Raw genomic sequence first — 13132 nt, 5'->3', positions numbered from 1 at the left:
ATCGGGAAGCCCTGCCGCCGCGCCTCGCGCACGATCTCGGCGAGCCGCTCCTCCGGATGGATCGCCATGCCCCGGGTGTGCGGCGCATCGCTGTACGGCTGCTTTAGCAGCGCGGTGCGGCCGCCGATCGCTCCGTCGGCGAACAGCTTCACCGCACCGATGCGCAGCCAGTCATCGCCGTCGCCGGCCCGCACCCCAAGCTCTTCCGCCTCCTCCAGGAACGGATAGTACAGCAGCTGGTGGGTGCGGAAGGCGATCCCTTCCTCGCGCAGCTCGCGGCATATTCGCCGCATCGTCTCGATGCTGCCTAGAAACCGCAGGTCCTCGGTATGGGCAGCTGTGAGCCCAAGGCGCAGCGCGTCGAGCCAGGCGCGGCGGATGGCGTCCTTCTTCGCGGCGTAGTCCGGTTCGGGCTGCGCCCGGTTGAACGGCACCGACGCCTCCTCATACACCCAGCCGTTTAAGCGGCCGTCCTCGTCTCTGCCGTAAGCGCCAGCTTCCGGATCCGGCGTATCCGCCGTAATCCCCGCGCGGCGAAACGCCTCGGAGTTGGCCAGATACGCATGGAAGCAGGTGCGCGTCAGGAAGATCGGATGGCGGTCGCTGGCCGCATCCAGCTCCTCCAGCGTTGGCGCAGCGGCAGGCACGAACCGATTCTCGTCCCAATTCAAGCCGAGAATCCACTCGCCGGGCGGCGTCACGGCAGCGCGCTCCCGCACGAGGCGCAGCATCTCCTCCTTCGAAGTGACGCCGCTGAAATCAAGCATGGCGAGCTTCATGCCGTGCATGGACAGGTGCATATGCGAGTCGGTTAAGCCGGGGAGCACCACGGCCCCTTCCCAGTCGACGGTACGCACCGCCCGGCCCGCCAGCTGCAGCTTGAGCTCTGCCGTCCTCCCGATGGCGCGAATGCGCCCATTCTCCACGTATATCGCATCCGCTTCTTTCTCGGAGAGTCCGCTCTGCTCCAACGTTTGGATTCTCCCGTTGATAAATAACGTGCCTGTCACGAACACCGCTCCTTTCTGCCTATCCGTCGGCCTGTGTGCCTGCTTTTTTTTCACGGCGGACTTACATTACATCCCAAGCATAAACTGAACGATCTTATCGTGCATTCCCGGCAGCCCTTCATGACCGAAATCCGGGTAGATTTCCAGCTTCTTCGGCGAAGTAATCGCGTTGTATGCGGCAAATTGCGTGGACGGCGGACAAATCTCGTCCATCAATCCAACGCCCATCAGCACTTCGGCTTGAATGCGGCTGGCCAGATGGTGCACGTCAATGTAGCCTAGCTTGGCAAACAGCTCCTCCTCCCGCTCATGCTGCGGATCGAAGCGGCGGAAATACAAACGCAGCTCCTCGTATGCGTTTTTGGCCAAATCCATCTCCCATACCCGGCGGTAATCGGAGAGGAACGGATAAACTGGAGCAGCCCGGCGAACCCGCGGCTCCAGCGCTGCGCAAGCTAACGTGATCCCGCCGCCTTGCGACCAACCGGTAACGCCAACGCGATTCTCGTCGATCTCCGGCATATCCATCGCGATCCCCGTCAATTGCACGGCATCCAGGAAAATATGGCGGAACAACATATTTTGCGGATCCCCGTCTACCCCGCGGATGATGTGGCCTTGCAGCGTATTGCCGATCGTTCCGCCGACATCCTCCGATTTGCCGCCTTGGCCGCGGCAGTCCATCGCAAAGACATGGAAGCCCAGCGAGGCGTACCCCAGCTTCTCGGTCCAGTCCCCGGCATTCCCGGAATAACCGTGGAACAGGATCACGGCCGGCGCCGGGCCATCCGATTTAGCCGGACGCACGTATTGCGCATGGATGCGGGCTCCCTTTACCCCGGTAAAATAAAGATGATAACATTCCACACCCGGCAGCTGATATTCGGCCTTTTCCAATCGCACCTGCGGATCAACCGCGCGCATTTCCCGCAGCGCGACCTCCCAATAAGCGTCGAAATCCGGCAGCTTCGGGTTCATTCCTTTGTACTTGCGTAACTCGTCCAAAGGCTTGTCGATAACCGGCATTGACCTCTTCCTCTCTCCACAATAGGGTCTAATTTTACCGTCCGGCTGAACTGTAGCAGTTGCCGGGCCATCGCTCACAGTATAGCTTGACAACGCTTTCTATACAAGAGGAAGGAGAAGTATGACCAGTTTGCGTGCCCATGGTACACTATTTTTATAGATGAAGATAAAAAAAACGAACGGATAGGAGCCATACAGATGAACAACAACTACAAAATCGTCTTCTTTGATCTCGACGGCACGCTGCTGAACGAGGACAAGCAAGTCCCTCAGGATACAATCCAGGCCATCGCTGAATTAAAAGCAAACGGTATCGAGCCGGTCATTGCGACCGGGCGGGCGCCGTATTTTTTTGAACCGATCGCCAAGCTGCTGGGCATCGAATCCTTCGTCAGTCTGAACGGCGCTTACGTCGTCTACCGGGGCGAGCCGCTGCTCCAGCGGCCCCTGCCCGCGCAAAGTCTCCGGAAGCTCGTCGAGCTGGCCGGACGTCATCAGCATCCGCTGGTGTTTCAGGGGCATGAACGCTACTGCGCCAATACCGAGGCTCACCCCTTTGTCGTGGAATCCATTAATTCCCTGAAGGTCGAGCATCCGGGATTCGATCCGGAATTTTGGAGCAAATCCCCGGTGTATCAAGCCTTTCTGCATTGTGAGGAGCAGGACGAAGCGCTGTACGATGGGCAATTCGAGGACTTGCGTCTGATCCGTTGGCACCCGAAAGCGATGGATGTGACGCTCCGCGGCGGCTCCAAGGCGGTAGGCATCGCAGCCATGCTGGAGCGTCTCGGCATCCCCCTGTCCGCTGCTGTAGCCTTCGGGGACGGTTTGAATGATAAGGAAATGCTGCAGGAAGTAGGTTTGGGGATCGCCATGGGCAATTCCTATCCGGAGCTGCTGCCTTATGCCGATTATGTCACGGCTGCCGTGGATGAGGGCGGTATCCGTCAGGGGCTGCGTTATGCGGGACTGATTAACTGAGACTTTTCGCAAAAAATGGGAGATTCTTTGAAACATCTGCAGCCCTTCCTGCGTCAAAGGGTTAAACCAAACTGAATCCGGAAGGAGGGAAATGATACCCAAAGCCTCGCCGGACGCTGCGCAAGAGCAGAGCAGCCGGCGGATCTGATTCGTTTAACTCATTACTGTTTCCAGGAGGGACTTGACGAATGAAACGGAACAGAACGTTCTCTTTCTCTAAACTTTCAAAGCTGACGCTGCTAATGGTCATCGCGTTCACGATGATGTTTGGCGGTACGGCCTCAGCTTTCAGCGACATTAAAGGCGACAAGGAGCAGAAGGCGATCGAACGCCTGGAGAAGCTGGGGATCATTAAAGGCGGCCTTCACGGTCGTTACTACCCGGCCCAGAAGCTGACGGGTGCTGCAGCCGTCTCTCTGATCGTGAAAACGCTGGATCTCAACTTCGATACGGTCCGGTTCATCCAATTGCCAAAAGCCAGCAACTATTACACCAAGGTGAAAGATAACGCTTGGTATTCCGAAGCCTTCGTGATCGCGAACTACTACGGGCTGGACATTCCGAAGGACATCAACCCGGCCGCCAAAGTGACGAAGGAGCAATTCAGCCACTGGCTGTTCAAAGCGCTGAGCACGAAGGGCGAATACGCGTTTACGATGCAATATTTGTCCATCAATGATGAGAAGCAAATCAACAAAGACTATATGAACAGCATTCAAGCGCTTCTGAAAGCCAAAATCGTCACCCTGGATAAGAAGGGCAACTTCGGACCAAAGCAACCGATCTCCCGCAGTGAAGCCGCAGGCATGCTTGACCGGACGCTGCAATTTATCAAAGACAATGAGCCGATTGTGAACCCGATTCCCGGCCTGTACGATTTTGGAGTGAGCACAGACAAAATCACCAGTGACGTGACGAAAGTGAAGATCACGGCGATGGCGCCGCATCCGGGCTACGGCCTGGAAGTGTCGAATATCTCCTTTAAAGACGGCAAGGCGATCATCGACTATCGCGTCGTAGAGCCTCAGCCAGGACAATTTTATCCTCAGGTCATTTCCGAGGTGAAGGCCGTCACGTACATTCCGGCCGGATACCAGCCGGTGCTGGGCGCCCAATCGAAATAACCCGCATGATATGAAAAAAAGAAAGGACCGCATGGGTCCGGCAGCAGCCGGACGATCGCGGTCCTTTCTTTGTTATGTGGAGTTTATGCTCGAGGCTCCGGGTTTCCAAACGTCCGAATCCACCGATAGCGATTCACCTTCACGATCGCCACCAAGCATTTCAGAATCTGATCGGATTTAAGACAGATAAACGTCAGCAGCGGCGATAACCCCAACACCGCAGCGCATAGAAAGGCGGAAGGCAACACGATCAGCCACATGAAGATAAAATCGTTGTACAACACAAATTTCGTATCTCCCCCGCTGCGCACAATTCCCGTCAGCGCCGGCATTTGGTAAGCCGTGCCTACCGCCGTAATGGAGAGCACCGTCATAAACTGCAGGGCCAGATCCTTCGATGCCGGGGATATGGCATAAAATCCCAGTACCATGTCTTTGATCAAGAAGAGCACCGCCCCCGTCCCCAAACCGATGATCACATAAAGCACCTGCAGCGTTTGGGCGTATGGCTTGATTTTCTCCGGATGTCCGGCGCCAATCGTCTTCCCGATGATGACGGCCGTTGCACTGGCCGAAGCGTACGTGACGACCGACACGATTTGGAAGACCGTCGTGGCGATGCTGTTCGCGGCGATCGCTGCTTCCCCCATATGCCCCAAGATCCCGGACTGTACCGCCATGGCCAGCCCCCAGAGGGCATTAGACATCAGGATTGGGGAGCCCATGCTAAGGTATTGCTTGAACGTGCCCCGGTCAAATTGGAAGAAGTCCCGCAGCGCGAACCGGATTTTGCGATCCACCCGCTTGAGATATCCCACCACGATGGCCAGCTCGATGATCCGGGCCGTTAACGTCGCTGCGGCCGAGCCGCGCACGCCCCAAGCCGGAAAGCCGAAATGCCCGTAAATCAGCAAATAGTTCAGGCAGACGTTGATCAGTAATGTCGATACGGAGAGGATAAATCCAACTCTGACCGTTTCCACGCTGCGCAGGGAAGCCAGCAGCAGATTGGTTGCCGCAAAAAAGAGATAGGAGAAGCCGATAATCCGTAAATATTTGGCCCCTTCAGCGATGACGCTGTCCTCGTTGGTGAATAAAGACAGGCATCCGTGCGGGAACAAGAACACCGCCAGCCACAGCAGCAACGCTAGTAGCAGCGCCAGGCGCATCCCGATGCTGGCCACCCGCTTGATGGTCCCCATGTCCCGCGCGCCCCATGCCCGTGACGACAGGATGACGACGCCCTCCCCTACGCCCATCACGAGCATTTGCAGCAGGAACTGGATCTGGTTGGCCAGAGCTACTCCGGATAAGGCCGATTCGCTGTAACCGCCAAGCATGATATTATCCGATAAGTTGACGCCAAAGGAAATGATGTTTTGCAAAGCAATTACCAGAGTCAGTCTGAAGAAGCTGCGATAAAATGCCTTATCCTGCACCATAAATTTCATTTGTACTTACCAGCCCAGCGATTTATAGCGGATTTCCCGTTCCCAAAGCTCTTGCAGTTTTCGCAGCGATTCGTCCGGCAGGACCGCGTCACTTGCAGCCACATTTTCACGGAGCTGGGCGCTGCTTCGGACGCCGGGGATCACCGTCGTCACCTCGGGATAAGCCAGAATAAAGCGCAGCGCCGCCATCGTCATCGTCGTTTGCTCATCTTCCAGGAAGCGAATTTGCTCCACCAGCTTCGCGCGGGTCTGAATCACTTCCGGAGACCAACGGCTGCGAACGCCGGAGAACGAGCTGTTGCCGTCGTATTTCCCCGACAACCAGCCGGAATCCAGCGGCACCTTAATAATGAGCGCGACATCCTTCTCCTTCGCCGCCTGGAATGCCTGCGCCGTTTCCTGATAAAAGATGTTAAACATCACTTCCATTACGCCAAGCCGGGAATGCTCCAGCGCCTCCAACATCTCACGGCTGGAATCGACGGACACGCCGTACGCCAGGATTTTCCCTTCCGCTTTCAGATCCTCCAGCACCTGATAGTGGCCGTACTTGCCGTCCAGATAATCAAACGGCGGGTTGTGGATCAATACGGAGTCCAAATAATCGGTTTGCAGCCGCGTCAGGCTGCGTTCCACCGAATTGCGGATCTGAGATGCGGAATAATCGGTCCCTTCCGGGGAATGACCGAACTTCGTATTGATGACCGCTTTATCCCGTTTTCGTTCCAGCGCTTTGCCGAGTAAGACCTCGCTTTTGCCTTGACCGTAATTGGGAGCGGTATCAAAAAAATTCACGCCAAGGTCCAACGCCTCATGTACGAGGCGAATGGCCTCATCATCCTCCATTGCTGCCCAATCCTGCTTATTGCCGAGCTGCCAAGCGCCAAAGCCGATTTCCGACACCTGCTTGCCGGTCGTTCCGTACCTTCTGTACTTCATCCTCTCACGCTCCTGCGATGTTTGGATTTTAAATAAAGGAACTCATGCCCCAATTCTAGACCGGATCATGTAAGCCGCGCAAGGAGTAATCCGGATCATTCCCACTCTACTTGAAACCTTCCCGCACGCAACGTTAAGATATATGACATAAAAGAGGTTTTTACGGAAAATACCGCAAAAACCCTCTTTACGAAAACCGGCACCTTGGATTATGATGCCATAAGCATGATACCTAATCTTACATATTTAAGTTTTGAGGGTAAACGCGCGGAACTCGGACTCCGAGCTGACAAACGACCTCATAGTTGATTGTTCCAATCCAATCGGCGACCTCGTCAATCGATATCGACGCCGCTTCGCCCGTTCCGCCGAAGAGGATGACCTCCTCTCCCGCTTGTACGCTCTCTACATCGGTGACATCCAACATCGTCTGGTCCATGCAAACTCGGCCGATGATCGGAACCCGATGCCCGCGAACGAGCGCAAACCCTCGGTTTGAGAGCGTCCGCGACAGCCCGTCGGCGTATCCGATGGGCACGGTGGCGATCAGCCGCTCCTCGGCTGCCCGGTACGTCCGGCCGTAGCCGACGGTTTGGCCCGGCTTGATCCGCCGCAGCGAAGCGATTTTCGTCTTGAGCTGCATCGCCTGCTGCAAAGGATATTCCGGCAAACGCAGCTGCGCCGAAGGATATAGCCCGTAGAGTGCGATCCCGATGCGAACCAGATCCAGGTGCATTTGCGGGAACCGCATCGTGGCGGCACTATTGCAGCAGTGCTTGATCGGCACATGCAGGCCGTGGGCCTCAAGGGCATCGAGGCAAGCCTGGAACCGGGCGAATTGCTCCAACGTATACGCCGGGTCAGGTCCATCCGCATCAGCGAAATGGGTAAACACGCCTTCAAGGATGACGAAGGGCGCAGCGGCTGCCGCAAGTTCAGCGAGCTCAATCACCGCCCGGGTGGTAGATAAGCCGATCCGGGACATCCCGGTATCCACCTTCAAGTGGATGCGCGCCGCGCACCCTTGCTTTTTGGCGCAAGCGATCGTCTCCTGCAGGACTTCCTGGGTATCCACCGTCAAGGTGATGCCCTGCCGAACCGCCGCTTCGACGCCAAACGGTGGCGTGTAGCCGAGCACTAGAATAGGTTGTGATATACCGGCCGCTCGCAGCTGCAGCGCCTCATCAACGAGGGCAACACCGAGACAATCGGCGCCGGCATGGATGGCGGCTTGCGCCGCTTGCACCGCTCCGTGTCCGTAGCCGTTCGCTTTGACTACGGCCATCAGCCGGCAGCCCTCGGCGATTTGCTTACGGAAGAGCCCCGTATTGTGGGCGATGGCGTCCAGCGACACTTCCGCCCAAGTTTCCCGATAGCCGGTAGGGGTAGAGACCCTCGATTGCATCGTTGTCATCGTGGAATACCTCTTTCCTAATCAATAATCAGCATGAAGCATCTTGAAATTAAGTATAATTGAGCCGCTCCTGCCGGGGTTTGTCTTCCTACCCCAAAAAAACGGCATGATCCTAGTGCGGCTTCACAAACCATACCGCATCGGAGGTGACGCTCGCCTATGAGCCAAGATCAAGACGATATTTTCGAGCCATACTCCGACAATCTGGAATTGCTCGCGGAGAAGATCAGCGACGTGCTGGGCCGTCCGGTCACGATCGAAGACGCCAACCATCGGCTGGTTGCCTACAGCTCGCACGAGCCAGAGACCGACGCGGCGCGGCTGGCCACCATCGTCGGGCGCCGGGTGCCCGATCAGATCATTGGCAGTCTCTGGCGGGACGGCGTTATGCCTCGCCTATTGGAGAGCGAAGCGCCGATTCGCGTCGCTCCGATTCAAGAGGTGGGGCTTAGCGGCCGCGTTGCAACGGCGATCCGTTTGGGCTCCCGGGTTGTCGGCTTTATTTGGGTGCTGGAGGCGGAGAGGCCTTTTTCAGAACGGGAAATGGCGTTATTCGCCAAGGCGGCCCAAGCCGCCCGCACCAAAATGGCCCAATGGCAGCTGCAGCGCCATAAGGAGGAAGAGGCGCATCGCGATTTTTTCTGGCAGCTGCTGACCGGGCATCTATCCAATGAAACCCTGATTCGGGATAAAGCCCAGCGGATCGGGATCACACTCCCTCCGCAATTCCATGTGGTCGTCCTGCAGTTTGCCGCCGAAGTGAAGGAATCGTGGCAGCGGCAGGCGCTGGAGAAATGCGCTCCCCTCTCCGCTTATAGCCGGATCGTGCTGCACGCCATCAATAAAAATCAGCTGATTTTGTTATTTGCGCCGATAACGGCGGATACTAAGGATGGAGTCGCCAGCCAGCTGGGGCTGCTTCAGCAGAATTTGCGCACCTATTTTTCGCCGCATTTCCTAGGATTGGCCAGCGGATGTCTCTACAGCGAATACGGACGGCTGGAAGACAGCTACCGCGAAGCGCTGCTCCTGCTTGAGGTGAAGCAGCGGTTTCCCAAGGAGACCGGAGATCTCGTGATATATAGCGATCTCGGGTATTACCGGTATCTTCCCCGAATCTGGGAGGAGCTTCAGCGGCATGGCCGCGCGGGCAGCCAACTGGCCCGGCTGCGGGCCTACGATCAGGAGCATCACAGCGAGCTGGTGCACACGCTGGAGGTGTTTTTGGCGCATGACAGCAATGCGAAGACAGCCGCCGAAGCCCTGCATGTTCATGCGAATACCCTGAATTACCGGCTGAAGCGAATCGCTGAAATCGGCCGGATCGACTTAACCAGCATGGAGCAGAAAGTAACCTTATATTTGGAACTCAAAGCCGAACGTTTCGGCGGCAGCAACGCATTGTGAAATTTCACAATGCGGGCTGTCTTTTTTCTCATATCGCCACAAACAAAAATCACAGCTCCTGTCCTATACTGATGTCAGATCGTTTGACAGAGGAGGTTACAGCATGATCATTGGAGTCCCCAAAGAAATCAAAAATAATGAGAATCGAGTTGCCCTGACCCCATCGGGCGCCTATTCGCTGGTGAAAGCAGGTCACTCGGTATGGATCGAGACCCAGGCGGGTGCTGGCAGCGGCTTTGAGGATACGGAATATGCGGCCGCCGGGGCCAAGGTGGTCGGCAGCGCCGCCGAAGCCTGGTCGGCCGATCTGGTGATGAAGGTGAAGGAGCCGCAGCCGTCGGAGTATGGCTTTTTCCGTCCAGGTCTGATCCTGTTCACGTATTTGCATCTGGCGCCGGAACCGGAACTGACGCAAGCGTTAAAAGATCAAGGTGTGACCGCCATCGCGTATGAAACGGTTGAAGTGAACAAAACGCTGCCGCTGTTGACGCCAATGAGCGAGGTTGCCGGTCGGATGTCCGTGCAAATCGGGGCGCAGTTCCTGGAGAAGCCGCACGGCGGCAAAGGCATCCTGCTCGGCGGTGTGCCTGGCGTGAAGCGCGGCAAAGTGACGATCATCGGCGGAGGCGTCGTTGGCACGAACGCAGCCCGAGTGGCGATCGGCCTAGGCGCCGACGTGACGATCATCGATCTGAATCCGGATCGCCTGCGGCAGCTGGAGGACATCTTTGGCGCCAGCGTGCAGACGCTGATGTCGAATCCGCAGCACATCGCCGAGGCGGTTGCTGAATCCGACCTGGTGATCGGCGCGGTGCTGATCCCCGGTGCCAAGGCGCCAAAGCTGGTCACCGAAAGCATGGTGAAGGCGATGCGCCCCGGCTCGGTCATCGTGGACGTGGCCATCGACCAGGGCGGCATCTTCGAAACGGTCGACCGGATCACGACCCATTCCGATCCGACCTATGTGAAGCATGGCGTCGTGCATTACGCCGTGGCGAACATGCCGGGCGCCGTACCGCGCACCTCTACGCTGGCGCTGGCCAACGCTACGCTGCCTTATGCGCTGGAGATCGCCTCGAAGGGCCTTTACACGGCGCTCAGTGAACGGGCAGCTCTGCGCAAAGGCGTTAACGTCGCCGCTGGTGCGATTACGTACGCCTCTGTTGCCCGGGACCTTCACTACGAGTATGTGCCTGTTGAGCAAGCGCTGGAGCTGCCCAGTTCCCCAGTTAACTAGGCGATTTCGCCGCATTCAACAAGAGCAAGAGATCCGCAACCAGCGGGTCTCTTATTTTATGTGGCAGCAACGCCGCTCCCTCGCTCGGCCAGCGACAGCTCGATGATCCGGTCGAGCAGTTCGCTGTAACTGATGCCAGCAGCAGCGGCGCTGCGCGGCAGCAGGCTGTTCGCCGTCATCCCCGGCAGCGTATTTACCTCCAGCACGTAAGGGACACCGTCCTTGAGAATCATATCGACCCGGGCATAAACGCGGCATTGCAGCAGCCGATAACACGCCAGTGCTGCCGCCCGTACCCGCGTCTCTTCGTCGGGAGGCAGCGTGATCGGCTTCTCCTCCGCCCCGCCGTCGCTGTATTTGGCTTCGTAGTCAAACCACTCCGCTCCATTGGCCGCCCGGATGCCCAGCACCGGAAGCAGCTCCCCGTCCAGGATCGGGCAGGTGATTTCCTGGCCGGACACCATGGACTCGACGAGCACAGACTCGCCCCAGCGGAACGCCTCCTCCAGCGCACCGCGCAACAACTCCGGCCGGTCGACGCGCTGGACGCCGATGCTGGAGCCTCCTGCATTCGGCTTGACGAACAGCGGATACGCGAGCCCCGCCATCTTGGGTTCCCACGTTCCGTCCGCGAACATGGCCCGCTCCAGATAGGCCCCGTCCGGCGTCGCAATCCCTTCAGTCTGCAGCAGCCTCTTCGTCAGATTCTTATCCATGCATAAGCTGCTGGACAACACGCCGCTGCCCGAGTACGGGATGCCCATCGTCTCCAGAACGCCCTGCACTGTACCGTCCTCGCCAAACGCGCCATGCAGCGCCAGCAAAGCGAAGTCGATGCCCCGCACCCGGTCGATCAACTCCTCCCGCTTCGTCAGCTCAATCGGCACCACTTCATATTTATTGGGGTCCAGCTTCCCCACGATTTCCTTCCCCGTCATCAGCGAGACCTCGCGCTCCGAGGAGACGCCGCCCATAATTACGCCTACCTTCATCCTGTTTCTCTCCTTCACCCGTTGTTTAAGTCCATGCAGCACCTAACTACCCCGTTGCTAACTCTGATCTCCTAACAGCTTTGTAGCCGTATCACCGATCAGGCGAATCCCCTTTTCGATGTCTTCCTCGGATACCCGCGAAAAACCAATTCGCATCGTGTTCCGTCCTCCGCCGTCAACGTAGAACATATCCCCCGGAGTAAAGAGGACGCCCTGATCCGCGCAAAGCTCGAGCAGCTTCCACGTATCGAACTCCTCCGGAAACTCCAGGAACAAATGTAACCCGCCGCTGCCCGACAACCGGGAGAATGGCACGTACTGCTCGCAGCAGGCCTTCGTCCATTCGTACTTCCGCCGATATTCGGCCCTGGCCCGTTTCAGATATTTTTCGAGATTCCCGTTCAGCAAGTATTGATACAGCAGGGATTGGTCCAACGTTGAGGTATGAATGCTGCGCGCCCGTTTGACGCTTTCCAGCACCTCGATCAGCTTCCGGTCTGCTAAGATCCAGCCGACACGAATCCCCGGGAACAGCACCTTCGAGAAACTTCCCAAATACACCACGCCGTTCCCCTGCCCTGCCATCGCAATCAACGGCGCGACGTGGGAGCCGGAATACCTCAGCTCCTCATTAAATCCATCCTCGATCACCGGCACCCGGTAGCGGCCGAGCAGCTCTAGTATCGCCAGCCGTTTCTCAGCGGACGTCACGATCCCGGTTGGGTTATGATAGGAAGGAACGAGGAACGCGCCGTCAAAAGCCTGCGTCTTCAGCTCGCGCTCCAGCGCTGCCAGGTCCAGGCCGTCCGGCTCCATCGGAATCCCGGTGATCTCGAACCCGTGCCGCCGCAAATTTTTGATCGCGGTTTGGTGCGTTGGGTTTTCGCATAACATGCGTCCGCCCGCACTGCCATCCCGCCCAAGGGCTGACAACAAGATGTCCAGCCCTTCCGTAAAGCCGCTGGTGATCAGCAAATCCTTGCCTTGCAGATCCACGCCTTTACGTTCCATATAGTTCAGCAAATAATCGATAAGTGGTTTATATCCTTTAGCGTATCCATAGTTCAATAAGACGCGGCCTTCCACCGCCATCCGATCCAAGAATGCGCGTTTGACGTTCTCCAGATCAAACAGCTCCTCGTCAGGGGCGATGCTCGTAAACAAAATGGCGCCTTTCGCCGCCCGCAGGCCGGGACTGCTGCGTTTCATATGGTCGAGCTCCACGGACAGCCGGGCTTGCCGATTCATCCGCTCGCGCCAATCCATCCGCCAGGTGGGGACCGCCTGCCCGCTTGGTGCAGAGGCCTCGGCGACGAAGTTCCCTTTCCCCGTGACAGCATACACTAGCCCCTCATCCTGCAAGGCTTCATAGGCAGCAATGATACTGCCCCGGCTGACGCCCAGCAGTTCCGACAGTTCCCGTGTTGAGGGAAGCCGTTGCCCGGCCTGCAAAGCGCCTTGCATCATTAGTCGTTTGATATAATTTTTCACCTGCACGTAAACCGGCGTTTCCGCCACAAGCTTAAATTCATGAAACACCCTGTATCGCCC

Annotated in this window: 11 protein-coding genes; 4 read left to right on the top strand and 7 right to left on the bottom strand. The window is 57.4% G+C overall.

The window, feature by feature from the left end; all coding sequences use genetic code 11:
• On the bottom strand, positions 1-1010 hold a 1010-nt coding region (locus POTG_RS09545; RefSeq protein WP_036644901.1), incomplete at its 3' end, for an amidohydrolase family protein.
• Between the two features lie 66 nt (positions 1011-1076).
• Positions 1077-2036, bottom strand: a complete 960-nt coding sequence (locus tag POTG_RS09540) for an alpha/beta fold hydrolase (RefSeq protein ID WP_009224628.1) — start codon at positions 2034-2036, stop codon at positions 1077-1079.
• A gap of 198 nt (positions 2037-2234) precedes the next feature.
• On the opposite strand from POTG_RS09540, the gene POTG_RS09535 reads away from it, so the two are divergent.
• Both POTG_RS09535 and POTG_RS09530 read left to right on the top strand, forming a co-directional pair.
• Positions 2235-3017 carry a Cof-type HAD-IIB family hydrolase gene (locus POTG_RS09535; protein ID WP_009224627.1) on the top strand — a complete coding sequence of 261 codons (783 nt, stop codon included), beginning with the start codon at positions 2235-2237 and terminating at the stop codon, positions 3015-3017.
• A gap of 188 nt (positions 3018-3205) precedes the next feature.
• Positions 3206-4141, top strand: a complete 936-nt coding sequence (locus POTG_RS09530) for an S-layer homology domain-containing protein (RefSeq protein ID WP_009224626.1) — start codon at positions 3206-3208, stop codon at positions 4139-4141.
• Between the two features lie 83 nt (positions 4142-4224).
• On the opposite strand, the gene POTG_RS09525 is transcribed toward POTG_RS09530, so the two are convergent.
• From POTG_RS09525 to alr, 3 genes are all read right to left on the bottom strand, one after another.
• Complete coding sequence (locus POTG_RS09525; protein WP_009224625.1) at positions 4225-5592, bottom strand: MATE family efflux transporter; 1368 nt, start codon at positions 5590-5592, stop codon at positions 4225-4227.
• 6 nt (positions 5593-5598) lie between these two features.
• The gene (locus POTG_RS09520) at positions 5599-6531 is read right to left on the bottom strand and encodes an aldo/keto reductase (RefSeq protein ID WP_009224624.1); all 933 of its coding nucleotides are present in this window, start codon (positions 6529-6531) and stop codon (positions 5599-5601) included.
• Between the two features lie 238 nt (positions 6532-6769).
• Complete coding sequence (gene alr, locus POTG_RS09515) at positions 6770-7945, bottom strand: alanine racemase (protein WP_009224623.1); 1176 nt, start codon at positions 7943-7945, stop codon at positions 6770-6772.
• A 159-nt stretch (positions 7946-8104) separates the two neighbouring features.
• Here alr and POTG_RS09510 point away from each other — a divergent pair, with 159 nt between their 5' ends.
• Both POTG_RS09510 and ald read left to right on the top strand, forming a co-directional pair.
• On the top strand, positions 8105-9352 hold the full coding sequence (locus POTG_RS09510; RefSeq protein WP_009224622.1) for a PucR family transcriptional regulator: 1248 nt from the start codon (positions 8105-8107) through the stop codon (positions 9350-9352).
• Between the two features lie 103 nt (positions 9353-9455).
• Complete coding sequence (gene ald / locus POTG_RS09505; RefSeq protein WP_009224621.1) at positions 9456-10589, top strand: alanine dehydrogenase; 1134 nt, start codon at positions 9456-9458, stop codon at positions 10587-10589.
• Between the two features lie 56 nt (positions 10590-10645).
• Here the strand turns inward: ald and POTG_RS09500 are convergent, their stop codons facing one another.
• Together POTG_RS09500 and POTG_RS09495 are read right to left on the bottom strand one after the other, a co-directional pair.
• Positions 10646-11581 (bottom strand): D-alanine--D-alanine ligase, encoded by a 936-nt coding sequence (locus tag POTG_RS09500; protein ID WP_009224620.1) that lies wholly within the window; start codon positions 11579-11581, stop codon positions 10646-10648.
• 57 nt (positions 11582-11638) lie between these two features.
• Positions 11639-13120: an aminotransferase-like domain-containing protein gene (locus tag POTG_RS09495; RefSeq protein ID WP_009224619.1), complete on the bottom strand. Its 1482-nt coding sequence runs from the start codon at positions 13118-13120 to the stop codon at positions 11639-11641.
• Positions 13121-13132 lie beyond the last annotated feature (12 nt).

This window comes from Paenibacillus sp. oral taxon 786 str. D14, from assembly GCF_000159955.1.
Classification (GTDB): domain Bacteria; phylum Bacillota; class Bacilli; order Paenibacillales; family Paenibacillaceae; genus Fontibacillus; species Fontibacillus phoenicis.
This window is presented reverse-complemented; position numbering and strand designations above follow the sequence as displayed.